General features: G+C 69.5%; 12 protein-coding genes, 2 tRNA genes and 1 pseudogene. 8 read left to right on the forward strand and 7 right to left on the reverse strand.

What is annotated here, in order from left to right; translation table 11 throughout:
* Positions 1–95: 95 nt before the first annotated feature.
* A complete protein-coding gene (locus AB0R04_RS37280; protein WP_363378405.1) occupies positions 96–4,430 on the reverse strand; it encodes an AAA family ATPase in 4,335 nt (1,444 codons plus the stop codon).
* 253 nt (positions 4,431–4,683) lie between these two features.
* On the opposite strand from AB0R04_RS37280, the gene AB0R04_RS37285 reads away from it, so the two are divergent.
* Positions 4,684–5,556: a hypothetical protein gene (locus tag AB0R04_RS37285; protein ID WP_363378406.1), complete on the forward strand. Its 873-nt coding sequence runs from the start codon at positions 4,684–4,686 to the stop codon at positions 5,554–5,556.
* A 40-nt stretch (positions 5,557–5,596) separates the two neighbouring features.
* Here the strand turns inward: AB0R04_RS37285 and AB0R04_RS37290 are convergent, their stop codons facing one another.
* Positions 5,597–6,718, reverse strand: a complete 1,122-nt coding sequence (locus AB0R04_RS37290) for a site-specific integrase (RefSeq protein WP_363378408.1) — start codon at positions 6,716–6,718, stop codon at positions 5,597–5,599.
* A 512-nt stretch (positions 6,719–7,230) separates the two neighbouring features.
* On the opposite strand from AB0R04_RS37290, the gene AB0R04_RS37295 reads away from it, so the two are divergent.
* The 4 genes from AB0R04_RS37295 (at position 7,231) to AB0R04_RS37310 (ending at position 16,265) form a co-directional block, all read left to right on the forward strand.
* Entirely contained in the window at positions 7,231–12,537 is a 5,307-nt protein-coding gene (locus AB0R04_RS37295; protein WP_363378410.1) for a hypothetical protein, read from the forward strand.
* A 1,026-nt stretch (positions 12,538–13,563) separates the two neighbouring features.
* Complete coding sequence (locus AB0R04_RS37300) at positions 13,564–13,740, forward strand: hypothetical protein (RefSeq protein ID WP_363378411.1); 177 nt, start codon at positions 13,564–13,566, stop codon at positions 13,738–13,740.
* A 50-nt stretch (positions 13,741–13,790) separates the two neighbouring features.
* Entirely contained in the window at positions 13,791–13,988 is a 198-nt protein-coding gene (locus AB0R04_RS37305) for a hypothetical protein (RefSeq protein WP_363378413.1), read from the forward strand.
* Positions 13,989–14,174: 186 nt separating this feature from the next.
* Positions 14,175–16,265: a hypothetical protein gene (locus AB0R04_RS37310; protein ID WP_363378415.1), complete on the forward strand. Its 2,091-nt coding sequence runs from the start codon at positions 14,175–14,177 to the stop codon at positions 16,263–16,265.
* A 34-nt stretch (positions 16,266–16,299) separates the two neighbouring features.
* Here the strand turns inward: AB0R04_RS37310 and AB0R04_RS37315 are convergent, their stop codons facing one another.
* From AB0R04_RS37315 to AB0R04_RS37325, 3 genes are all read right to left on the reverse strand, one after another.
* Positions 16,300–16,545, reverse strand: coding sequence for a tyrosine-type recombinase/integrase (locus AB0R04_RS37315; protein ID WP_363378424.1), 246 nt, complete (start codon positions 16,543–16,545; stop codon positions 16,300–16,302).
* Between the two features lie 15 nt (positions 16,546–16,560).
* On the reverse strand, positions 16,561–17,457 hold the full coding sequence (locus AB0R04_RS37320; RefSeq protein WP_363378417.1) for an Arm DNA-binding domain-containing protein: 897 nt from the start codon (positions 17,455–17,457) through the stop codon (positions 16,561–16,563).
* A gap of 1,453 nt (positions 17,458–18,910) precedes the next feature.
* Positions 18,911–19,351 (reverse strand): hypothetical protein, encoded by a 441-nt coding sequence (locus AB0R04_RS37325; RefSeq protein WP_363378419.1) that lies wholly within the window; start codon positions 19,349–19,351, stop codon positions 18,911–18,913.
* A gap of 429 nt (positions 19,352–19,780) precedes the next feature.
* Here AB0R04_RS37325 and AB0R04_RS37330 point away from each other — a divergent pair, with 429 nt between their 5' ends.
* Both AB0R04_RS37330 and AB0R04_RS37335 read left to right on the forward strand, forming a co-directional pair.
* Positions 19,781–23,593 (forward strand): helix-turn-helix domain-containing protein, encoded by a 3,813-nt coding sequence (locus AB0R04_RS37330; protein ID WP_363378420.1) that lies wholly within the window; start codon positions 19,781–19,783, stop codon positions 23,591–23,593.
* A 27-nt stretch (positions 23,594–23,620) separates the two neighbouring features.
* Positions 23,621–23,959: a hypothetical protein gene (locus tag AB0R04_RS37335; protein ID WP_363378422.1), complete on the forward strand. Its 339-nt coding sequence runs from the start codon at positions 23,621–23,623 to the stop codon at positions 23,957–23,959.
* A 353-nt stretch (positions 23,960–24,312) separates the two neighbouring features.
* Here the strand turns inward: AB0R04_RS37335 and AB0R04_RS37340 are convergent.
* A tRNA-Trp gene (locus AB0R04_RS37340) sits at positions 24,313–24,386 on the reverse strand.
* Positions 24,386–24,458 (reverse strand) — tRNA-OTHER (locus AB0R04_RS37345). The genes AB0R04_RS37340 and AB0R04_RS37345 overlap by 1 nt, the downstream gene beginning before the upstream one ends.
* Positions 24,459–25,404: 946 nt before the next feature.
* Here AB0R04_RS37345 and AB0R04_RS37350 point away from each other — a divergent pair.
* Positions 25,405–25,686: pseudogene (locus AB0R04_RS37350) on the forward strand (IS630 family transposase); the annotation flags it as partial.
* Between the last annotated feature and the right edge of the window lie 244 nt (positions 25,687–25,930).

Here is a 25,930-nt window from a genome sequence, read left to right on the forward strand (position 1 = left end):
GGCAGGTACTTCATCGGTGCAGCCATGGCAGAGGCTCCCTTCTCACGGCCAATCAGGCCATGTCCCGCAACCTTCCACACCTCGGGGGAACCTCACTATCCCGTCCTTGGTCCTGGACTGTCGGGTAGGCCTCCCTCGAGGCCAAGAGCGGCGACGCCTGCTGGCCCGGCAATGAACAGGGCTGGCAGCCGGCCCTTGTCGTGGGCCGTCAGCGCCCTAACGGGTGCGCTGGTGATCACCGTCTGAATCAGGTTGCCGCTCATCGGGTCCCACAGTCGCACACTGCTCCCGTCGCCAGAGGCCAGCACCGTGCGGCCCTCGGGTGTCGATACAGCGGTGAGCGTCATGGGGTGAGGGGTGGGGATGGTGCTGTGGAGTTCTGCGATGGCCAGGTTCCAGATGTGGATTCCCGTTCGGTCGGTTGCCGCGAGGTAGTCGCCACCGTCCATGGTGAAAGCGCACAGGACGCTGACGCCGGGCTGGGATCCGCGGACCCGGAGACGGCCGACTTGCTCACCGCGGGCAATGTCCCAGATGTCGATGCCTCTCTCGGTGGCCGCCGCGACGACCGGAGGCCGATAGCGTCCGCCATATTGAGGCAGAGCAGTGAGGAAGCTGATCCGGTGCCCGTGGGCGAACGAGCGCTCGCGGCCCTCTTCGAGATTCCAGATGCTGCGCCGGTCGGACAGTACGAGATCGGGCTTGCCGGGGCGTGGGACCGCGCACACCAGTCGTGCGTCACCGGTGTCTGGGACATGTTCAATGGATCCGATGTCGAGGTCGTGGATGACCAAGCCCCTGATCGTCGTGGCGGCGACGCGGTTAGTGAATTGGTCCGGTAGGACGCACAGGTCGACGACGGGGCCCGGGGCGATCGTGTCACGCCAGCTGCCGGAGGTGGTGTCGCGCACCTGCAGCCCGTTGGCCGCACCGAGCACCAGGAGGTCGCCCCGGCCGGCAACGGCCATCGGCCACATATTCCTCTGCAGGGGGTGTTGTTCCAGGGAAGCGGCGGTTGCGCCTCTCCACTCGAACGCCTGGTCGGTCCGGTCATGGGGCGGCCACAGACGGATCCCTTCGGCACCCGCAGTCGCGATCATCCAGCCGTCTGCGGTGCGCACCGTAGCGAGGGCATCGAGGAAGCGGTCGGAGACAAAGAAGCGGGCATGGCCCGATTCTGTGCCGCGGATGTCGATGGTGCCGCCAGACGCGGTGACCACCGCTTCATCCGGCAAAGGGGCGGCAGCGAAGTGCCGCCGGTTGGTCAGCGGGTAGACGAACACGTCGTCGAAGACATCCCAGGCATCAGATCCCTTGGCCCCGTGGGGCCGTATGAGGACCAGGTCGGCGCGGCCCAGCCTGGGGATTACGGTGATGGCTTTGGGCTGCGGCCCGTTGCTGGGCAGGGCTGGTGCGGTGAGGTCCTCAGGGTCCCAAACGCGCAGGCCCTGATCGATGATCGCCGCCAGCCAGGGCTTGCCTCGGGCGTCGCGCACGACCGCAGTCCGGTCGCTGGAGCCGGAGACCAGGCGTCCCGAGATCTCAGGGACTTCATGAATGTAGTTGCCTTCGGGATACCACAAGTGCACACTTCGGTCGCCGACGCCGATGACTTTCCACCGGTCGTCTCCGTCGGCCAGGACATGCGCCTCATGCGCAAGCGGCAGGGGGATGCCGTGGATCAGCTGGCCGGACAACGGATCCCAGATGCCAAGGCCTGAGTCTCCGGCGGTGAGCAGGAACTCGCGGCCACCGGTGGCTCGGATGGGGCACAAGGCCCGGGTGGGTCCGATATTGAGGGCTGCGGTGCGCTGCCCGGAGGAGGCGTCCCAGACCTCGACGCCCCACGCCGATCCGCCGGCCATCAGACCGCGCCCGTCGTTTGTGGCCAGGCCGACCATGACCTTGACCTTGTGCCGTGGGGAGGCCAGGACGTTCGTCCGCGCCCGCCACTGCGACCACTGTGTCTGCACCGGTGCCGCGAGCCTGTCGTCCTCTTGTTCGTCGACGGGGATCATCGAGGTGCGGTGGAATGCGATGCTGCTCTGGCGGGACGCCTCGTCGGTAGTTGCGTCGAGATAGGGCTCGATCAAGGCGGCAGCCGTCACCGTGCGTCGATACACATCGGCAACAGGCAGCGGGAGGCCGAGCTGCGCCCGCAGGGAAAGAGACTTTTCCTGCCGCAGCAGCCGGGCCGGAACGAACAGGTCCTCCAACACGCCTCCCGAAGCAGCGTGCTGGACGTGGTGGCGCAGAAGGTAGGGGTGGAGAGGATACTCGGTTTCGTTGATCAGTTCGGCGAAGGCACCGGCGATCTGGGAGTGGGCGTACATCGTCATGCCCTTGGCTCCGACGATCCGGTCTCGATCGTCGGGTTCGGTGCCCAGGAGCCAGTGGTGGCCGTGGCGCAGTTGTTCGGTGATGCGTTGGTGGACGGGGCGGTAGACCGTCCGGCTGTCCTCCTCGGCGCTAGTGAGGTAGCCGACGAGGCGGGTGGAGCGGACCGTGCGGACCGCTGCCTCGGTGCGGTCGACGTCGGGGTGCCTGTCGAGGAGTCCGCGGGCGGCAGCGGGCCACACGTCGGCCCAGGGCAGGCCGGCGCCGGGGGCGAAAGCCGTGGCCCGCAGGACGGCCAGCAGCACCTCGGGGGCGAAGGCGGTGTGGGCGGCGACATCCTCAAGGTCCGCGCGCAGTAGGGCGACGGTTCCTGCCGAGAGCTGCTCGTGCCAGACGGTGTCCTGGAGGTCCTGACGGGTGGGGGCGGTGCGCAGCCGGTCTGCGGCGAGCCGGGCGTCGAGGAACGATGGGGTGACCGAGCGTGCGATGGTGACTGCGGCCTGCCGGGCGGCGTGAGTGTCGCCGTGGTATGGGCTGTCCGTGTCGGTGAGAAGTAGCGCCTCGGTGTAGGTGGTGATGTCCGCTTCGCAGTCGGGTCCGTCGGTCCGCACCACGACGGGGTAGCGGTGCTCGGATTCGAGGGCATGGTTGAGGAAGGTGAGAAGCTCTTCCTGCGCGTTCTGTGGCTGGGCGTTGCTAGCAGAGCCTGTGGTGGAGCGAATGCCCAGCAACAGTCTGACGAGGGGTTCGTGGTCGTCGTCGTGGAGGCGAGCGATAGGCAAGATGATGTCGCCGATAAGTGCCTGGGGTTCCTCGGCTTCATCGAGGCCGTCGATGACCAGGGTCATGGGCCTCCCGGTGGCGCGAGTGTGATCCTGGATGGCGTCGAGCAGAGTCTGTACCGGGACCGAGTCGGCCTCGGGCCGGTCTGGGGCGATGGTGGCCAGCAGTTCCTCGACCATGGTGCGGGAGGACTTGTTGCGGGCGAGCATCGCTGCGTCGACGGTGCCCTGCTCGGGCAGCACGTCGTCCGGCAGGTTGCCGACGGCCTCGGCGAAGCGGGGGTCGGTGAGAAATCCCGGGTCGGTGAGAGTGACGATCTGCGCCAGGAGCGCGGACTTGCCCGAGCCAGCAGTCCCAGTTACCTCCATCACTTCGGGTGGACCGGTCAGGAAACCGACGAGGGCGCGCATCAGCTCGGTCCTGCCGCGGAAGTACCAGCCCGGGTCCTCCTCGCGGGGCCGGCCGGATGCCCGCGAGAGCCAGTACTCCTCCAGTGGCCGTGTGGGGACAGCGAGCTGGCGCAGTGCTGGGGCGACCAGGTGCTCGGCGGGCCTGTAGGCGGGGTTGGGCAGGCAGGCGCTGGCCTCCCGGCGTCGGGAGGATGGCCTGATCCACTGTGCGGCGATCAGTTCGGGGCGCCGGTCGCCGACGCGCTGGAGGATCTCCTCCCATTCTGCGAACGACAGGTGCTCCGCGGCGTACCCGGATGCTTCGTCCTTGACGTAGTCCAGTGCGAGAGCCAGAAGTTCGCAGAACTCGCCGACCTTGGGCCGGTCCTCGAAATGGCCGCTGGTGACCACGGCCGTGCCCGGGATGTTACGGCGCCACGCGGGCAGGTCTAGCAGCAGCGTGTTCAGTTCGGCCTGGAGTGTGCCGGAGAAGCATGAGTCGACGAGGACCAGAACGTGCGCCGCGGCGCTGTCGAGGACCGCGGCGATGACCTCACTGGTTGGGAAGGCAGTACCAAGGAGGTGTTCGTTGTCGCTGCCGGGCAGGAGCAGATAGTGCCGATTGGAGCGGCCCGCCACGCCGTGGCCCGTGATGTACAGCACCAGCGCGTCGTCGTCATCTGCCTCGGCCAGGGCCTGGCCGCTCAGGAACTCGCGTACATCGGCGAGCGATTCCAGTTTGTCAGGGGCGGAGACCTCAAAGGCGCGCTCTTCGAGCGCAGGGTCGGTGAGCCATCCGGTGACGAAGGCTGCCTGCTCCTTGATGCCCTTGGCGAACGCGGGCTTCTCGTCGGTGTAGCCGTCGACCGCGAGTACCACCAGGCGCCGGCGGGAGAGTACGAGCGGCTCGTCCTCCTCCACTGTCCCCCCTCGTTCTCACACGTCCGTCGCGCAACCCTATGCGATCACCACGCGGCGGGCACGGAGTCCGCGCTGCGGGAAGCGCCGCCCGGCCGCAGGCGAGGAACCGCTATGCGGGCGGAACGGCAGACGCACCTGTGAACGCGCCACCGCGCGGTGGCGGTCCGCTCCGGGCCCCCGACTTCGGTGCGTATGATCCGGGCAGGGGCCACAACTTTCACAGCCCTCGCTCGCGGGACGTCAGGGGGTTGGGATGGACGACGCGCACATCGTCGGCGTGCACGGTATCTGGCAGGGAAGTTCCGGCACCACCGAGCGGCTCTCCGCGATATGGCAGAAGGCGCTCACGAAGGGAATCCGGAACGCGTCGGGCCCGCACGCCCCCGTCCCCGCGCTGGCGGTCCCCAGCTACAGCCACCTCTTCCCCAAGCAGTTCCTGCGCCTTGGCCCAGACGACATGCCCGGCGAGGACACGCCCCTGACTGCGGACGAGGAGGAGTTCGTCGAACACGCGCTGTCCCTCTACCTCCCCGACAGCGCTGCAGATGACGCCGACCAAGCGGCCGACGCGGGAACGCTCGGCCGGTCCGTGTTCAGCCGCCGCATCGAGGGGAAGATCACTGCCGTCGACCGGACCACGGCCCGCGGTGCCGGCAGCCGCCTAGTGTGGTTCCTCCGCGAGGTCCACGGCTACCTGCGCAACGCCGACAAGGCCGAACAGGTCCGCGCCGTGGTCCGTGAAACGATCACCACCACCCAGCCGCAGATCCTGATCGCGCACTCGCTCGGCAGCGTGATCGCCTACGACATGATCCAGCGCGGCGAGATCTCAGTCGCGAGAGACGGCGGCGTGCGGGCGTTTATCACCTGCGGCTCGCCACTGGGCTGGCTGGTCGTTCGGGATGGGATTGCCGCAGCCGCATCCCCGCTCACTGTGCCCGCCGGGACCGTGTGGACGAACGCCTACTCCCGCTGGGACGTCGTCGCACGCGGCACAGGCCTCGGCCACATCACCACCGGAGTCACGGACGTATGCATCAGCACGGGCAACTACCTCTCCCCCCACGGCATCCGTGAATACTTGACCAAGAGGCCGGTCGCCGACGCCGTCACCGTCGGACCCTGACGGCCCACCTCCCACTACCGACGCCGCGCTCTCACAGGGCCTATGCGGCCAAGCGAACGGTGGAGCCAGCTTCGCGGCTCACGTTGCCCTGGCGGGCGTCCGCTTGGTCGAGTGCGGAGGCAAGAGTCTTGACGGCTTCGTCGGCCGAGTCCTTGAGGAGGTGTCCATAGAGGTCAACGGTGATGGCGAGGTTGGCGTGGCGCAGAGTCTTCGAGACGACGGCGAGGGGGATGCCGGCGGCGATCATGATGCTGGCCGCGGTGTGGCGCAAGTCGTGCAGACCGATCCCGGGCAGATCGAGTTCGGAGCTGCGCTTGCGGAGCTGGTCGAGGACCCACTGGGGGCGCAGTGGCTCGCCGTCGGGGCGGGCGAAGACGAGGCCTTCCAGGCGCCCGTCTGGGTGTGCCGCCATCTGAAGGTCCGCTTGGCGACGCAGGGCAGCCATGACCCTGGCGGAGAGGCTGGCCCAGGCGCGACTGGCCTCGGTCTTGGGTTCACCGAGGTGGATCTTCCCGTTGTTCACGGCGCTCAGGGTCCAGCGGACGTAGAGCTTGCGGTCGATGAGGTGAACGTCGGACCAGTGCAGGGCGAGGATCTCGCCGCGGCGCATGCCAGTGCCGAGCATGACCTCGAACAGGTCGGTGAGCCGGTCCGTGTAGTGCTCCGCGTTGTGCCGCAGGAACGCCGCCGCCTGGTCCGGCGTCCAGCAGGTGCGGACGGCGGCACGGGGCTTGGCGGGTACGGAGTGCTTGGCAGGGTTGTAGCGCAGCCGCCACGTCCGCACCCCGTGGTTCAGGGCGTTGCGAAACATGGCCACCGCGTGGTGAACGGTGGTGCTCCCGCGGCCGACGGCGAGCTGCGTGCTCACCCAGGCGTCGATGTGCTTGGGCCGTAGATCGACGAGCAGCATGCCGCCGAACGCCGGGACCAGGTCACGCTCGATGCACGCCCGGTAGCCCGCCCAGGTGTTGGGCGCCAGCGCCGGGCGCTTCGCCTCCAGCCACTCGTACAGGAACAGCCCGACGCGCAGCGTCCGGTCCTCGTACACGCCCCGGTACTCGGTATCCAGCACCCGCGCCATCTCCCGGGCCGCCTCCGCCCGGCTGGCGAACCCGCCCCGCCGCCGAGTCCGGCGCTTGCCCTCCTCCCGGGCCAGGTCCACCGCATACGTCCACCGGCCATGCGAAGTGTCGCCGGCCAGCCGCGGACACCATGAACCCAACTGCTTCCCGCTGTTGCCGTCCTTGCACCCGCACCGCCTATACACCCTGCCCCGCTTGGGACGCTGTGCCATGGGTTCCTCCTTGAACCAGGTGGTGATGGCGTGTCCAGAGTCGCGGGAGTGATGGGTGTGGCGGCAGAGCGTGCGGGGCGGGGCATGGAGCACCTGCAAGAACGACCGGCCGGGACACGCGCCGGCGACACGCCGTGAGGGTGATCACGGAACACGTTCGATGGGTAGGTCAGCTTGATCGTGCAGCGTCGGCCCGCACGGGGTCGTTGCTCGGAAGAGTCACCGCGGACGAGGAGAGGGCGGTCGGCGTATGCAGATGCCGGGGCCAAAGCGGCGGTAGCCAATGGCGCGAGGGTGTTGGTCAGCGAACTCGCAGCTCGCACCGCCACTGTCGTGGGCGCGCGATAGCGTCCGGATGGAGACTGGGCTGAGGGGGATCGGTGAACGACAGTGCGTTTGCAGTCGAGTTGCGGGAGCACTCGCTGACCTTGCTCGCGGAGTGGCGGGGGCTGGAGCACACACAGGCGGCGGAGCAGTTGCGAGCAGCCTCCTTCAGCGCCGCCCGGGACTACGCCGGTCGCTTCCTGCTGGAGCTCCTACAGAACGGGCACGACGCGCACCCGAGGCAGCGGCCCGATGGCCGGGTGCATGTTCTCCTTGACGAGGACGACGGCGAGTTCGGCACCCTTTTGGTCGGCAACGGCGGCACCCCGTTCACCTGGGACACGGTCAAGTCGGTGTGCAAGCTGGCGAGGAGTGGCAAGGAGATCGGCGAGGGCATCGGCAACAAGGGGATCGGGTTCCGGAGCCTCCTGCAGATCACGGACGCACCGGAGATCTACAGCGCCCGCAGCGCGGGGTCCGGCCCGGCGGTGCTGGACGGCTACTGCTTCCGGTTCGCGCTCGAGGAGGAGCTGACGGTTCTGCTGGGCGACCGGGAGGCTGCGCGGCGAGAGGCGAAGAGGCTGCCGCCGTTCCAGATTCCCTACCCGGTGGCCGAGGTGCCGGAGGCCTGCGCGCAGCTGGCCGAGGCGGGGAGCGTGACCGTGGTCCGGATCCCGCTGCGCCATGCGGCCGCGCTCGACGAAGTGCGGTGCCGTCTGGAGGAGTTGGCTGCCGTCAAGGCCCCGGTGATGCTCTTCCTGGACCGGTTGTCCCACCTGGTGCTGGAGCGGCGCGTCGCAGGTGTGGTGGAGACCGTCAGCGAATTGACCCGCGTCGAGCGGCCGCTGGCGTTGGTCGGCCCTTCGCCGGACGCTGCCGTTTCGTTCGCCGAGGTCGATCTCGGCCCGGCCGGGCGCTTCGTGATCGCGCGTCACACTGTGGACGATCAACGGCTGCGATCCACCGTCAAGACGGCGGTCGACCTGGGTCGGCTGGACGAGTCCTGGCTGGAATGGGAAGAGCCGGCCGTGGTGGAGGTGGCGCTGCCGGTGGCGGCCGCCAGGCCGAGGCGAGGGCAGACCTTCACTTTCCTGCCGCTGGGAGAAGGAGTCCTGGCGCCCTTCCCCGGCCATCTCAGCGCCCCCTTCTACACCAAGATGGACCGCACCGACCTGGACCACGAACATCCCCTGAACAGGTTGCTGTTCGAAGTGGCGGCCGAGACCTGTCTGGCGGCGTCGGCGCGCCTGCGGGCGTTGCCGGAGCTGCGGATGCGGCAGATGGCGGTGGACCTGGTGAGCTGGGAGACGACGGGCAAGTACGCGGGACTGCTGTCGGCGGCGGCCCCGCGCGTGTACGGCCGTGAGCTGGGCGAGGTGCCCGTCGTGCCGACGGTGCGGAGCGAGGGCGCCCCGCCGGAGGAGGGCTGGACGACACCGAGGGGTGCGACGCTCTGGCCGGATCGCGAACTCGCCCTGCTCGTACCGGAGAAGGCACACGCGACCGGGATCGCCGTGGTGGATCCGGAGGTCGGCACCGAGCGGATCCGGCGACTGGCGGCGGTGTGCCGGGCGGTGCAGTGCCCGCTGGATCCCCCGCGGTCGGTGCTGGCGGACCTGGTGGAACGGATCGTGGCCACCTTGCCGCTGCCCCGGGCCGGCGAATCCGTCCGGGACTGGGACGCCCTGTACGCGGACCTCGCCACGCTCTTCGAATACGACGGGGAGGTGCTGCGCGGCCGGATGATCCTGCTGGCCGAGGACGGGACGCTGCGGAGCGCGAATGGCGGTGGTGACAACGGAAAGCCGGGGCAGCGGCGGCAGGCGTTCTTCCAGCCCGGGCCCGCCGCACGCGGCGACAAGGGGACGCCCGCAGTGCCCGCGGTGCTCGGCAAGCGGCTTTTCTGCCTGCACCCAGACCTGCGCTGGGCCGAGAACGACGACAGGCACCGGCAGCGGGCTCGGTTCTTCCTGCAGTCGGCCGGTCTGGTCCGGCCGTTCGACCCCGAGGGCCTGCTGGAGCACGTCCAGCTGGCCCTGGCGGGCAGCACGGACCAGAAGCTGCGCCTGCAGGCCCTCCGGTTCGTCTTCCGGCTGTGGCGCTCGAAGCAGCTCACGGGAGAGTCGGGGCTGTCCTCGGTGGAGCTGTACGTGCCCTCGGCGGACGGGGCGCTGATCAAGGCCTCCGGGGCGGCGTTCGGCGCGGGCTGGGCAGGCACCACCGGGGACGACCTGGCGGCGGTGGTGGCGGACGGGCGTGAGCAGTCGTCCGATCTCAAATGGATCGCCAAGCGCCTGATCGCGCCGCCGGACACGGTGGTGAAGCGGGGCGAGACTCTGGACGAGTGGCGCGACTTCCTGACCGCCCTGGGCGTCACCGACGGACTGATACCCGTCAGTACGCGAGGGGCCGGGCGCCGAGCCAAGGGTGGCGCTCTGACGACGGCCAACCTGCTCAGGATGGCGAACGTCCCGAAGGGGGTCGACGAGCAGTGGGCGGCGCACATAGGGCGATCGCGGTCGGGCGCGTTGTACCCCCAGACGCCCTACAACGGCGGTGCTGCCTACCGGCTGCCGGGCCAGGAGGTTGTTGGGCGGCTCGGCGAGGCGGCCCGGTTGGCGTACGCCAGGCTCGTGCTGCGTGGGCTGGCGATATGGAGGTCGGACCGCTTCAGGACGGTCTGGACGAGTGATGGCAGCCGCGGGACAGACTACGAGTCCGTAAGGACGCCGTTGGAGGCCTTCGTCCACGGGCAGCGCTGGCTGCCCGTTCGGGGCGCCGACAGCGCGGTGCGCTGGGTGCGCCCGGCCGATGCCTGGTACTGCCCGCCCGGGGCGGAGGAGGAGCCCGCGTTCGTGCCGACGGTCGACCGGCGGCTGCGTCACCTGCTGGAGTCGAAGGCGGTCCGGGACCCTCTGGGCGAGGCCGACCTGTCCATCTGGGGAGAGCCCGAGCACAGTGCGCGCCTGATCGCGGAACTCGGTCGGTTCCTGGAGGACGGCGCGATCCGGGGCGACGACTGGCCGTTGGTTCAGCGGGCCAACGAGCGGGCCTGGAACGAGCTCGTCGCACAGCCCGACCCCGAGCTCCCGTACGACGCCGTCCTGCTCGCCGAAGCGGGCGAGCGGATGGTGGCCGTCTCCCTCGACGAACTCGCCGACGACAGCGTGGCGGCGTACGTCACCGGCGACCGCGACAGCCTCGCCGCCCGCCTGATCCGCGAGATGGAACAGCCGCTGCTCGTGCTCCCGGGCATCGCCCGGCAGGTCTGCGACCTGCTCGAAGAGATCTGCCCCGGCGCGTTCCGGGCCGTGGACTCCCTGGAGTTCTCGGCCACCGTCGACGGCGAGCTGGTGGACCCGGCGGCCATGGGCGAACCGCTGGTCGACGAATTTCCCTGGCTGACCCTGGCGGTGGCAGCACTCGCCGACCACGATCCGCACAAACCCCGGCCGATCGACACCGCCCTCACCGAGCTGACGGGCGCGCTCCGTGCGGTGCGACTGCACCGCTACACCGACTGGGAGGTCACCCTCGATGAGGAGCCTGTCACCGTACCGGACCGGCTGGACGGAGTGCTGCCGCTGTCCGACCCCAAGCACCCGCTGCTGCTGACGCGGGAGGGCGACCGGAGCTGGCGCGAGGTCGCCCGGTTCGCGGTCGCCATGGCCGACCTGATCGGACACCGCAGTCTCGGCGACCGGCTGCAGCTGGCCGCGCTGAAGCTCGGGGACGCCCACGCCGACCTGAGCGAACCGGCGGAGCCGGAACTCGCCCGGGCCCTCGGCCTCTCCGTCCACCAGCTCGAACAGACCGGGCGCCGGATCGACGGTGCTGTCGGAGGTGTCCTGCAGCGCGGCTACCCGGTGCTCGTCCACTTGCTCGGCCGGGTGAAGGCAGACGAACTGACGGACCCGACACCGCGCGACACCCAGGACCTCACGACCGCACTGCGCACCTGCGAGAACGAACTCATGTTGACGGCCGAGAAGTTCGTCTGCGAGGCCCGCGCGGCCAGGTCGACCGACGAACTCAGGGCGGCGCTCGGGATCGACTTTGCTGCGCTGAACCACACCCTGGCCACGTTGGCTCCGCGCTACCAACCGATCAGCCACGGCGAGGCACACGAGGAGGCGCTCCGGACGTTCGTGGACCTTCACCGCAAGGAGCTGCTGAACCGGCTCCGCTGGTCTGCCCTGGAGGAGTTCGACGCCCGGCGGCCGCTGAGCGACTGGCCGGAGCTCCGCACCCTCGACTGGGTCACCGCGCCCTCGGCCTGGGCCTTGACCGTCGAGGCCGCCGACACCGCGCTGTTGCGGACACAGGTCGAAGAGGCACTCGCCGTGCGGCTGGGCGGGCCGGCACCGGAAGAGGGGGACCCGCTGCCGCCGATCGACTACGCGCGCGGCCGGAACAAGAGCGTGATCACGGGCCGGGCCGAGGACCTCGTCGCCCTGGTGACGGCGTCCGGCCGGACGCTCCCCGCGGCACTGGCGGCCTCCGTCCCGGCGGAGGAGATCACCACCCGGTTGGAGGCGGCCGGTGCGCTCGACTTCCGAGTGCTGGGCCCGGACGACGTTGTCGCCTGGCTGGCCGCGCTCGGGCAGTGGCCGGCCGACCTGCCCCGCACGGCGGACCTCGATCGGCACGGGCTCACCCCGGAGGACCTGGACGAGGCCCGGACCGTCACGAACCGGGCCCGCGCGGCGCGCGAGCGCGCCCGCAGGCTCATCTCGGTGGGAGACCGGGAACTCGACGTGCACTCCGGCGACTTCACCGAACTCAACGCCGTACTGCGCGCAGCACTGGACGCCAGGCCCGAGCTGGTCGGCGGCCACCACCACTTCGCCCGCCTCACCCTGCTCGGGTCGCGGAACAGGGGAAGCCGGACCGGGAACCGCCCGGGCGGCACCCGAGGCAGGGCGGACAGCGAACTGTCCCAGGCCCAGCGGACGGCGATTGGATACGCGGGCGAGTGGTACGCCTACCACTGGCTCTGCCGCCAGTACCCCGGCACCGATGAGAGCAGCTGGGTCTCCACCAATCGTCGCGGCGCGTTCCCCGGCTCACCCGGGGACGATGGCCTCGGCTTCGACTTCCGGATCGGCTCCGGAAAGCACCCGCTGATGTTCGAGGTCAAGGCTACGCAGGGACAGGGCGGGCAGATCGAACTGGGGGAGAGTGAAGTCTGGGCGGCCCAGCAGCACGCCGGCCATGACGACCGGTGGCGGCTGCTGGTGATCACCTCGGTTCTCGATTCCGAACAGCTTCAGGTGCACATGCTCCCCAATCCCTTCGGGGCGCGGGGGCGCGGGTACTACCGGGAAGTGGGGGGCGCGCTGCGCTTCACCTACCACTTGTGATCCAGACAGGAGAGGCTCGCGATCGACTGGCGCACAGGCTGGCGACACGCCTCGGGGGTGATCACTGAGCCCGTTCGGTAGGTAGGGCGGCTTGCTCGCGCAGCATTGGCCCGCATGAGCGCTGTTTCAAGGGAGTGGACGCAGACCGGGGGCAGCGGTCGGCTGCGGGTTGTCGGGCTCGTACAACCCGCAGCATGCGTGCTGCGGTGACGGTGGGTCCTGGACTGGCCCCCGGCACGTGCCACGGCGGGCGCCGAGAATTTCAGTGAAGCCGAATTGAATAGATGGGGTCGGGATTGTCGCAGTTATTTTCTGAATGAGGCCCGGTTTGAGCCGGACTGATTTTTCTCCGTGGCGCTGACCCTATGTTCGGCGGCTTCCCGGGTGATCTTCGGGAATCGCTGGATTGACAGCTGGAGTGGCGCTACCCTAGAGAAATGAACGCCACCCGGACCCTCCGTCAAGTCTCTGACCTGGGGACCAGATGGGGACCACACGTCATGCGCGCTGCCGCACGAGGGGTGCGAAACGTGCTCATCTGCACGCGCACGACGTGTGTGCGAGTGCATTTCAGGCAGGAATGGGGCTTGCGCACTTCCCCAGCCTCCTGCGGCGGTTGATCCTTGATCGGCTCGCGGAGGCTGCCGGTGCAACGGGCCGGTGGGTCGTCTGCGACCACCATGCGATCACCAACGCCGAATCAGGCCTCTGACCGGCGGCTCGCGGTGAGGACCCGCACCTGGGAGTGCCGGTTGTGCGGGAGGCTCCGGCTTGGTCTTTCTCGGCTGTTCGGCTGCCTGTGGGAGGGAGTGCGGACGCCCAGATTCGCTACCGTGTGTAACCAGCCTGGGATTGTGGCCCGGAGGCTACGCGGGTTGCACCCACAGTGCAGACTCTTGACGGATGGCCATGTTTGGGATAAAGAGATTGGATGACCTGGCGGGTGTGTGGTGCGGCCTTCGAGCGCCTCTCCAGCCGTAGATTGGTCACATAGCGTTACTGGGCTCGTCAGACGAGCGGTTCGCGGTGAGCGGCGGCTTCGCGGACGAGCCGGGCGAAGCGCTCGCGGCTGCGGTGCTGGTGCTGTTCGGCCTGTTCGTCGTCCCAGTGCTCGGCGTCGTCGAGGTCTACGTGGACGACTGGGTGAACGATACGGCCAGTGCCCCGAAGAATCCCAACGAGAGTCCCGCCTGGAACCAGTAAGCCGCTCCAAGGCCTTCCCGCCAACCCGCCGACTCCCAGGGCAGGTCCCAATGTTCTCAGAGTCCTCCAACGAAGCGCTGCCTCCCGAGGGAGCGACCGCCTCGACCTTCACCCACGTCCTCGCCGAGAACCTCGGCCACTCGGACGGTGGCTACACGTTCATCCAAGAGGACGGGCGCGAGGACTTCGTGAGCTGGTTGGAGCTGTCGCGGGAGGCTCTGCGCCGGGGCTGCTGCTTCCGGACCTGACTGTCGGTACCCCCGGCTAGGCTCACAAACCGAGACCGATAGGGGAGTTACGTGCTCGACAGCTCACTGACCGCCGATGTCCCGCTCGGCCCCTTCGAGGGCACGCCCGTCACCGTCCACTCGGCCAAGGGCAAGAGCGCCAAGCTCCACACCAACCCGGCCTGCACCCAGCTGCGGACCCGGGACGTGACGACGACCGAAGCACCGCTGAACGCGGACACGGTCGGCAGGATGTGTTCGCGCTGCGCACAGTGGGGCGACTGGGCCCGGCCGGAGACAGGGCTGGGCATCTTCCTACGGGCGCTGAGCGGCTTCGGACTGCTGCACGAACTGAGCTCCCACACCGGTCCGGACGAGGAAACCGACTGGGAGACGAGCGAGTTGCAGGCCGCCGCCGACCTGCTGTGCGTAGCGGAGGAGCCCCTCAGGAGCGACGACGAGGACGAGGAGGATGGCGAAGCCCTGGAGGAGGCCGAGCGCCTGTGGGGCCAGGTACTCGCCACCTGGCGGCTGGCGGCGGACAGCCTGCACCGGGCCGAGTCGACGTCGGCGATGTTTTCCTGGCTCACCAGCTGGGCGGAGCCGAAACTCGCCGTGAAACGGCAGTACCTGGAGGTGCTGCGGGGACAGGCGGCTGTGTTCGTCGACCCGGACGGGCTCCTGGAAGCCGCCGCCGCAGCACTCCTCGATGAGCCTGAACTTCCCGTCGGTGAACAGGACTTTGCGGCGATCGGCATACAGGAGGAGATCACACGGAGCCTGAAGACGCTGTGGGAGAGGTGGCAGGATAAGGCGTCGAGAGGCTGGCGCCGTCCGGACGGCCCCTCCGTCGCCTTCTCACTGACCCGCGGCATGCGCCCCAACCGCAAGGGCCGAACCGAGGCACGAGCTGCCGCGGACAACCTGGTCGCTTCCTGGCAGAGCCTCGCACGGGACGCGGTGCGGGCGGCCGACCCGGCACCGCGGCACCTGGTCACCGCGCACCTGCCGGGTCCCGCCGACGACTCGCCCCACCGGCACGGCCGAGAGCTTTTCGACGGTCTCGACGACTGGACCACCGGTGTCCTTCTCACACACCTTGCTGATGCCGACTGGGGCCGACGCACCCTCACGCTGAAGGTCCCGCGCCTGATTGCCGACCGCCTGCTCACTTCCTCCCTCCTGCCCTGCGAACCCCGCACCGCCGATGCCGGTGCGACCGCGGGTGGCGAGGCGGACGGCGCTCTGCCCGTAGTCAGGCCCGGGATCTTCGACGACACCCCCGTGCACGACCGGCAGCCGCTCGCCGCCGGCCACCTGCGCGCCCTGCGAACGGTCTCCGCGCGCGCCGAGCACCAGCTGTACCTGGTCTTCTCCACGGACGGCGGCGCCGAGGTACTGATGCTGCCGACGGTGGAGAAGAGGCTGGCCGCAGGCTGGCGCGGCACCGTGATCGCCGGATCCGCGGACCTTCCCGCGAGCGTCATCGAGGAGTGGATCCGCGAGATCGGCCCCAGCCCCGAGGACCGGGACGGAGCCCGTCCCTCTCCTGCCCGCGACCCGCACGATCCGCGGTTCGGCCAGGACCTCGGCCTGGCCGACGGCGCCCGTTCCACGGCCTGGTGGCGTTTCGGTGAGGAGAACCTCGAACATGACCTGCGCTGCTTGGCCATGGCGCGCGGCGCCGCGGACCTTCGCACGCTCGACGGCGGCCGCGACCGCGCGGGACACCGGCGCTCGGTGTCGAGCGAGGTCTGGGACGGGCTGCTGGCCGATGCCCGCTGGCTTGACCTGGAGCCATTCACGGAACCGGGTGCCGGTCGGCGGCAGGGCGGCAGCGGGGTCCCGCTGGGTATCCTCGCCGACGTGCAGGTCTACACGACCGACGCTGATCCTCGCACGGAGGGGAAGGGCCACTCACCTTTCTGCCAGCACTCCCGCGAACGTGGCGTCACCGCTCACGACGACCTGCTGACCCTCGCCGACCTCCTCACCCGTGACGACTTCGACTGGTGCGGCAAGTGCCGCGGCTTCGCCGTGCGGCGGCTCACCGACGACCAGCTGTCGTACTACAGGGTGGCCCACCGCCTCCACGACCTCGTCGGGAAACTCACCCCGAAGGCCGGTGGTGCGGACCAGACCGACATGGAGGTTCTCGCCGCGCACCTGAGCGAGGTATCCGACTGGCACCCGGCCGGCGAGCGGTACTGGGACGGCTCCGACGCGTGGCGGTGGAGGGAGATCATCCGGGGGCTCCGGCACGATCTCTCACGACGACGAGACGATCAGAGGACCTGACGCGGGCTTCGGACAGCGGACGTGCTGCGGGCGGCTATGCCGCGAGCGGCAGGTCGTCGTCGCCACGGGGTACGGCTCGGAGCCGGTCCGGCTGGGCTTGGTCGAGTGCTCGGGCGAGGGCGTTGACGGCTTGGTCGGCGGAGTCCTTGAAGAGGTGGCCGTAGAGGTTGATCGTGGTCGCCAGGGTGGCGTGGCGCAGGGTCTTGGACACGACGGCGATGGGGATGCCTTCGGCGATCATGATGCTGGCGGCGGTGTGCCGCAGGTCGTGCAGGCCGATCTTCGGGAGGTCGAGTTAGGCGGTGCGTTTGCGGAGCTGGTCGAGGACCCACTCGGGCCTCAGCGGTGTACCGCCGGGGCGGGCGAAGACGAGTCCTTCGAGCCGGCCGTCGGGGTGGTTGGCCATCTGGATGACGGCCTGGCGGTGGAGGGCTGCCATGACTCTAGGGGAGAGGCTGATCCAGGCGCGGCCAGCCTCGGTTTTGGGCTCGCGGAGGTGGATCTTGCCGTTGTCGATGGCGGCGAGGGTCCAGCGGATGTAGAGCTTGCGGTCCATGAGGTGGACGTCCGACCAGTGCAGGGCGAGGACCTCGCCGCGGCGCATGCCGGTGCCGAGCATGACCTCGAACAGGTCGGTCAGCTGGTCCGCGTACTGCTCGGCGCCGTGGCGCAGGAACACGGCAGCCTCCTTCGGGGTCCAGCAGGTGCGCTCGGCGGCGCGGGGCCGGGCGGGGACGGAGTGCTTGGCCGGGTTGTAGCGCAGCCCCCAGGCGCGCACCGCGTGGTTGAGGGCGTTGCGCAGGGTGGAGACGATTCGGTAGACGGTGACCTTGCCGCGCTTGGCCTTTCGTTGGGCGGCGATCCAGAGTTCGATGTGCTTCGGGCGCAGGTCGGGCAGCCGGTAGTGGCCGAACGCGGGGATGAGGTCCCGCTCCACGCACGCCTCGTAGCCGGCATAGGTGTTCGGCGCGAGTTCCTCCTTCTTCACCGCCAGCCACTGCCGCAAGAAACTCGCCACCGTGACCCGGCGGTCCTCGTAGACCCCGCGCAGCTCACCGTCCAGCACCGCCTTCATCTCCCGCAACGCCTCGGCGCGAGTGGCGAACCCACCGCGCCGGCGGGTCTTTCGCTTCCCGTCCTCGGGGGCCAGGTCGACGCAGTACGTCCACGACCCGTGACCCGACTCCTCCAACAACCGCACACACCACGGACCCAACTGCCTCCCGTTCCCGTCCGAACAACCACACCGCCGGTACACCCGACCCCGCTGCGCACGCTGTCCCATGAGCTTCCCCTTCTCTCGGACTGGGTGGTGCCTCTGGGGCAAGAGTGGCTGCTGTGTCGGGTGTGGCGGCAGAGCGCGAGGGGCGGTGCGCGAAGCACTCAGAACCAGACGGCGAAGACACGTTCAAGACGACACACCGCCCGGAAGATCACCATCCGTAGCCACTGGGTAAGCGACCCTGATCCGTCCGCAGGCGTCGGAGCCGCGAGCCGACCAGCGCCGTCGACACAGCGGCTGTTGGGATCGCACGGTGGTGCTTGCTGAAGGGCCGACAGATATCGGTCACCGGCAGTAGCTGTGGTGGGGTGGCCAGCCTGGGGACCATTTTGGGACCACGCGGGATGAGCGCTCATGAGCGCTGATGGGCGAAAACGGACGCTTGTACACAAAGTAAACACTGAGTCACCGTCAGTAGTCCATGACATCACTTCCGCTGAGAGTCTCCAACTCACTTGCACCTCGGGATAGTTGAGCATCAAAGAAGCCGAGGCCTTGAGGGCTCGGCTGTCGACAATAGTTGAACCCCTTGACTGGGGGGTTAGGGGGTCGCAGGTTCAAATCCTGTCGTCCCGACAGTGATGTCGGAAGGCCGTTGGCCGGGAGAAATCCCAGGTCGGCGGCCTTTTCCGTGACCTACCGTCAGTGAAACTAGCCGCCTGCGAATACGTCTAAACGATCTTGCTGGGGACCAATTGGGGACCGGCGCCCTCCGGTCGTGAACGAGGAGCCGCTCCCGAGGGCCGGCATCCCCAAGGCCCGCCTTGGACGAGTGTGGGTACTCGGGCGCGTATGCGGTTGCGCAGCAGTACCCGGGGGTGGCGGACGGGGTGTTGCGTACTGCTGCTGGAATGGCTGGCCGGCGTCGCGCACGACTTCGACGAGGCCTGCCCGGCCTCGGCGGCGAACAGCGCGACCACCTGCTCGCCGACCGCGAGGCCTTCGCCACGGTCCGGGACCTCACCGAAGGAATCCTGCGCCGACACCTGCCGCGGCCCCGCCCGGCACTGTCCCGACCGTCCGCACGTGCGCGACGGCGGCCGCCACCCGCGGCAGCCTTCACCAAGCCGCCCAGGCCCTCGGCATTGAGGAAGACTGACCGCGACGACCACATCGGCCCGCGCTTCGGTCACCGCCCGGCGCATGCTCCGGCGATCAGGGCCCTATTACCATCACGCGGCATCGACGACGGGGTCGTCGATGTTTTGGCGAGGATTCTCTACGCAGGCCCGGACGCTTCGTCCGGGCCTTCTGCTTGGCCCTGCCGGCCAGGACCAGACCGCTATCACCTGCCGACCCCGCCGAGGACGGGGAACTGCGCTACCACCGCAGCTCCCCGGATCCCCGAACGGGCTAAGGAACCTCAGTGCGCGTTGGTGTAGATGTAGCGGCCGGTGTCCCAGTTGTAGACGGCGAGCTTGATGGTCTTGCCCGCGTCGGAGCGCCCGTAGTCGGTGGCTCCCCACCAGCCGTTGCCCTCGTTGATCGTGGCGGGCGTGCCGGACCAGTCCCACCCGCTGCCGTTCCACGTCAGGGTCCACAGGTTCTGGCCCTGGTGGGTGGTGTTGAGGAACGCGTCGACGTACTCGTGCCCGTCGCTTCCCCAGTACACGTTCATCTGCGCGTACACCCCGGTGGCGCCGACGGCGTCGCACCAGTGGTAGTTGGCGGTCGCGCAGTCGACCGGGGAGTTGAGCTGCTGCGGCGCGGCGGAGGCCGGCGCGGCGAAGACGACGGTGGCGCCGATGAGCGCCGTGCTCGACGCGAGCGCGGCCAGCGCGGTACGGATCTTGACGAGTGGCATCGCTGTCTCCTGTTGGTGTGGAGAACGGAAGGGACTGCGCGGCGCTCCGAGAGCCGTAGGGGCCCGGATGCCGTTGCGCTTCACGGGAGCGGCGAACGCGGCCCGTACGGGCGGTGGTGTCGCCGAGGCACGCTTGTGCCGGCGCCAGGGCCGGCCGTTGTTGCTCTCCGGCTCTGGCATGGTTCGAGTTTTCACGGCCGCCCGGTTGTTGCGCAGCCCTCTTCGCCACTCGAAACAAAATGCCGCTCCGCAGGTCGGAAGGACCGCTGGAACGAGACAGGCTGATGAGAAGCCATTGCAGCGGCTTTCCCCGGCCCGTAGGTTGACGCGGTCCGGTGGTGTCGCCGAGTTGGGGGGAGGACGCCGATGGGTCGCCAGGAGGGCCCGCTGGATCCGGCTGTCGGGCCGGTCCAGCGCTTCGCGTTCGAGTTGCGCGAGCTGCGCCGGGAAGCGGGGGACATCACCTACCGGGCGATGGCCGGTCGTACCCGCTATTCGGTCGCGACGTTGTCGCGGGCGGCCGGCGGGCAACAGCTCCCTTCGTTGCCGGTGGCGTTGGCCTACGTGGAGGCCTGTGGCGGGGACCCCGTGGAGTGGGAGCGGCGTTGGCACGCCGCGGTGCGGGACGCGGCCGCCGAGGACGGTGACGACGCCGATGCGCCGTACCGGGGCCTTGCCCGCTTCGAACCCGGTGACCGGGAGCGGTTCTTCGGCAGGGACCGGCTCGTCGCCGACCTGCTGGCCCTGGTGGACTCCCGTCGTCTGGTCGCTGTCGTGGGCGCCTCGGGCAGCGGCAAGTCCTCCTTGCTCCGCGCCGGACTGATTCCGGCGCTCAGGGACCGGGGCGCGACGGGCCGGGGCCCGGCCGCCATCCGGATCTTCACTCCGGGCCCGCGGCCCGCCTCCGACCATGCCGCGTTGATGGCGTTCGGGAACGGTACGGGCAACACGGTGCTGGTGGTGGACCAGTTCGAGGAGGCGTTCACGCTGTGTACCGAACCGGCGGAACGCGCAGCCTTCCTCGACCTGCTACTGGCGGCGTGTGAGCCGGACAGCCGATTACGGGTGGTCATGTCGGTGCGGGCGGACTTCTTCGGCCGTTTTGCGGAGCACCACGGCCTGGCCCTTGCCCTGCGGGAGGCCACGCTGCTGGTCGGGCCGATGGGCCCGGCCGAGCTCCGGGAGGCGATCGTCAAGCCGGCCGCCGGCGCGGGCCTGATCGTCGAACGGGCCCTCACCTCGAGGATCATCGAGGAGGTCGACGGCGAGCCGGGCGGGCTCCCGCTGCTGTCGCACGCCCTGCTGGAGACCTGGCGCCGTCGCAAGGGCAGGGCACTGACAGAGGCCGCCTACGAGGCCGCCGGCGGTGTGCGCGGCGCCATCGCCCGAACCGCGGAGCAGGCCTACAGCCGCCTGACGCCGGAACAGGCCGTCACCGCCCGACGCATCCTGCTGCGACTGGTCACTCCGGGCGACGGCGCGCAGGACACGGGCCGCCCCGCCAACCGCTCCGAGCTGGAGTCCCTGGGAACCGCCGCCGGAGACGCCCGCACCGCGTCGGTGCTGGAAGGCCTGGCCCGCGCCCGACTGGTCACCCTGGACGGCGACACGGTGCGCCTGGCCCACGAGGCACTGATCAACTGCTGGCCCCGGCTGAACGCGTGGGTCGAGGACGCCCGCGACAGGCTGCGCCACCACCTGCGCCTCACCGAAGCCGCCAAGGCCTGGGAGGACCTGTGCCATGACCCCGGAGCGCTCTACCGGGGCACCCGCCTGGCAGCGGCCGAAGCCACCTTCGCAGCCGGCGAGCACCGGGACGATCTCACCCCGCTGGAACTGGCCTTCCTCACCGCCGGTCTCACCGCCCGCGACCAGGAGCACCGGAAGACCGCGCGCTCGGCCCGACGGCTGCGCACCCTGCTCGCCACCCTGTCCGCCCTGGTCGTGCTGGTGCTGCTGGCCGGGGTGATCGCGTGGCAGCAGAACCGGACCGGCGAACGCCGCCGCACGGAGGCCGCCGCCCGCCGGGCCGCCGCGGTCGCGGACGGCATGCGCTCGTCGGACCCGGTCACGGCGATGCGGCTGAGTGTCGCCTCATGGAAGGTCGCCGACCTTCCCGAGTCACGGTCCGCGCTGCTCGGCGCCGCCGTCCAGCCGGACCAGGACGTCTTCACCGATCCCCCACCCGGTAAGGCCGCCCCGCAGATGCACGTCCTCAGCGGCGACGGGCGCACGCTGGTCGGTATCGGCCGGGACCGGGTCGTGAAGTGGGACGTCGACACGCATCGGCAGGTTGCCTCGCTCACCGGCATGGGGGACGAAGCCGATGACGTGACGGACATGAGCGCCGACGCCCGGGCGCTCGCGGTGTTCGGGCACGATCATGTGAACGTGTGGGACCTGCCCACGGAGAGTGCGGGCGAAGTCCCGGCAACACGCCAACTGTTCGATTCCAACCCTCACTTCACTGCGTCCCGGTTCGGCCCTAGCGGGCGGACCCTGCTCCTCTACGCCACCGACGGCCCGGACGACCTAATCCAGGTACGGGATCTCCGCAGCCGCCGGATCCTGCTCGAACGACGGAAACGAAGCAGCGAACACCGCCCGGTCAGCCACGACGAGTTGCGCCGAATCCCGGGCATCAGACAGCAACAGATGTGGCGGGAGGACCGCTGGGATCACTACCCGTACCCCGATGCGTCGGTCAGCCCTGACGACGGCCTGATGGCGCTGTGCGTTCCCGGGGAGCCGATTCGAGTGTGGAACGTGCCCGAGCAGCGTGAAATCCCTGCCCCCTGGGCTCCAACCGTCACCGCGCAACAGTGCCTCAATCAAGCTGTCCGGTTCACGCCGGACAGCCATCGGCTGGCAGTCACCGAAAGTCAGGGAGTCCGGATCTGGGACATCGCCTCGGGAACGGAACTTCCCCGGATCGAGCATGCCGACCTCACAGAAGTGGCGTTCAGCCCGGACGGAACATTCATGCTGGCATCGGACGGCGCAGAGTTGCTGCTGTGGCGCCTTGACACGCCGTCGGCCCCGGTCTTCCGGCATCCGCTGGCCAACACCGACGCCAGCCAGTTCAGACTGGATCTGGACGAGCGCAGGATCCGCTACCTGGAGGGCTCGACCGGAGCAGAGGTCCGCACCATCGACATCACGAACGTCCTCGACCCCACATGGGAAAGCCAGTCAGCCACGGCCGCCGCGTTCAGCCCCGACGGCAACACGCTCGCCACGGTCCTGGCGTCCCCGGGCGACCACACGTACCGCTTCCGGCTGCGGGACCTACACGGTGGAGGACACGTCGTCGACCTGCCCGGCATGTCCTGCCCATCGCGCCCCGAGGGCATACAGACCCCCCTCTCGTGCACCGTCCTCATGGCGTTCCGTCCCGACGGGCGAGCCTTCGCCTACGGCGTCGTCGACCACACATGGCCCGATCCAGCACCAAGCGTGTCCATCTGGGACATCTCCACCAGCCGCACGACCGCGACTCTGGACCTCGTGGACCTCACACAGCCCGCAGCGGACACCGTCAACGCGATCGCCTTCACGCCGGATGGAAGATCGCTCCTGGCGTCACGGCTGCCGCAGACAGAGTCGGTGGAAGTCTGGGACATATCCCGTCGGACCAAGACGTCCGTGGTCTCCGGCGTCGGCGGAGACCAACTCGCCGTCCGACCAGACGGACAGCTCGTCGTCACCTCGCATAACCAGCTCGCCGACCTGCCGTCCGGCCGGGTGATCCCTCGTACGCTCACCCAGAACACGACCCACACCGTGGCGTTCAGCCCGGACGGCACGTACCTGGCAACCGGCGATGAAGCCGGCCGCGTCACACTCTGGGACGGCGCAGCCCAGCGAAACCTGGGCGCGCTGCCCGGCACCTTCAGACCCAACGCCGCAGGAACGTCCGACCTCATCTCCGCACTGGCCTTCTCCCACGACGGCCGCACCCTGGCCGCCGCGGGCACCGACGGAACCCTGCGGATGTGGGACCTCGCATCCCACCAACCACTCGGCCCCGCCCTCCCGGCGCCAGGAGGCGCCGCCCTGTCCCTGGCCTTCAGCCCCGACGACCGCACACTACGCACAGCGACCGAGCACGTGCCCATGTACGAGTTCACGATCGCCCCGGACCAGGAAGCCGCCGACCTCTGCAAACGAGCCGGAGGCGGACTGCCACAAGCTGACTGGGAAACGTACCTCCCTGAGGTGCCTTACCGGAAGGTCTGCTGACCCCGACGGCTTCACCGTCGACGAGCGATGGACGCCCCGTACTGGTCCTCGGTGGACACCGTCGAGGCGTTCTCCCCGGGCCTCTACCTGGTGGTCGACGCCGAGGGCCGGATCGTCTGGCTCGGCATGGCGGCCGGCGACCAAGGTGTGACCGGGCGGATCAACTCGCACCTCGCCGAGCCGTGGAAGCGCGCCGTCTTCCACCGGGTCTGGGTCGCTCCGGCCCATGACCGCATCCCCCTCCAGGTCCTGGGGGCTGCGGAAGGCTGGGCTGCCGATGCGCTGGACCTGCGTACTCGAATGCCTCACCGCACCTGGCCGCCGTCCGCAGCCTGGCCCGCCGTGATCGGCCAGTACACCGGGTGACCTGGTGGTGAGCGGGCCAGGCTGCCGCTAGTCCCGGCTCGCTCACCACCACGGCAGACGATCCGGCGCTTTGCTGTGTCTTCGTCAGCGGCTCCACACGGCCAGGCCGTCCAGCCGGACGCCGCCGCGTGCACCCCGGTGCTGCTCCCGGCGATGACCGGCGCGTCCTACCAGTGGTGCTGACGTCCCGTGCCCATGTCGCAGCCAGCCTGACTCGGGTTCCTCTGCCTGTTCTGACCAGGCGGGAGCTGGTGGGTGGCCAGCTCGGCGTGGTGCTGAGTCCTGGTGTACGGGGAAGGCCCGCCCCGGGTCGAGGGGCGGGCCTGAACGGCTTGCCGAAGCCGCACTTGCCGCACGGGTGGAGGGACTTGAACCCCCAGCCTGCCATTTTGGAGACGGCTGCTCTGGCCAGTTGAGCTACACCCGTAATGCCCGGCCGGACTCGCACCGGCGACCACCGCCTTGCAGGACGGCGCTCTGGCTACTGAGCTACGGGCTGGCGGCCTCCCGGCCGCAGGTCCGATCCTGCCCTACGGAACGGCCGCCGGTCACCAGGTTTCCGAGCGCACCCGTAACCGCGGCCCTCACCCTGTGCGTACGGCCCCGCCTCGCCACCCGTTACGGCTTTCGCCCCCGAGCTCCCTGGGTGCGGTGAGAAGTGGAGGCACTTGACCCGGCCGAGCCGCGCCGGCTGCGTGTTGCCAGGGGCTTCTGTGAGGATAGCCCTCGGCGAGAGGCAGGCAGGGGGCTGCTGCGGGCGGTGAGAGCGGGGGGAAGCTTCGTGGGGATCAGTGAAGTCGACGCAACGACGGACGAGCTGTTCGCGGGGGCGCTGGCCGAGGTCGGTGCGGATGACGATAACGAGCGGGGCCTGCCCTTCCTGGTCACGCTGCACAACCGTCCGGCCCGGGCAGTCTTCGACCGTGCGGCGCACCTGCTGAGCTGCGACGGTGCCGTGGAACGGGAGCTGGGGGGCACGGGTCCTGCGCGAGCTGGGCCCGTACGATGCCGATGGCCGCCGGCCGTTCACCACGGAGACCATCGATGTCGTCCTGGCCGAGATGGGTGACGAGCCCGACGCAGGAGTCCTGGGGTGGGTGATCTCCGCGCTCGGCTACCACTGCGCCCGTCAGGCCCAGGATCTGGTACTGGGTCACCAGGCTTACCCGGCACAGCCGGTACGTTTCTCGGTCGCCGCCGCGCTGCCCGACCTGGCCGATCCCGAGCACACGGAGCAGCGAGTTGTGGAGGCCCTCCTGCACCTGGCGGAGGACGACAACGACTCCGTGTGCTGGTACCGGCTGTACGCACTGTTCAACGAGACGGCCGGAGTCGTCGACGGGCGCAGGAGACTTTGGGCCACGCACCTGGTCCGGCAGGCCCACGCGCAACGCCGCGAAGAGCTGTCCCACATCGCCACGACACTGGCCGACGGCGCCGATGTTGCCCTGCGCGAATGGCTGGCCCAACATCCCAGGTTCCACATGCACTTCACCCCGACCGGATCCTCGTGGATCAACCAGGTGGAACGCTGGTTCGGCTTCCTCACCGACCAGATGATCCGCCGCGGAGCCCACAGGAACGTCCAGGCCCTCGAGCGGGACATCCGCACCTGGGTCAAGAACTGGAACGAAGACCCCACACCGTTCACTTGGACCAAGACCGCCGACGAGATCCTCGAATCCCTCGCCCGATTCTGCCGACGGATCTCCGGCGCAGGACACTAGAACAACCCACGCACCCGGCCCCGGTCCCGAGCCGGCACGCGCTCGGCCCCGCCACCGGATCTGGCGCCAGCTGCTCCGGCGCGGGGCGCCGGCCCAGGACACAGCGGACCCACCCCGGATGCCGTGCGGGGGGGGGGCGGGCGCGCCCCCCCCCCCGCGGGGGCGCCCCCCCCGCGGGTCGTCGCCCCGACCAGGGCGCCGCCGGGCGCGGGGGCCCCCACGTGTTTGTGTGGTCGGCCGCGGC

The sequence above is a fragment of the Kitasatospora sp. NPDC056731 genome, assembly GCF_040687675.1.
Classification (GTDB): domain Bacteria; phylum Actinomycetota; class Actinomycetes; order Streptomycetales; family Streptomycetaceae; genus Kitasatospora.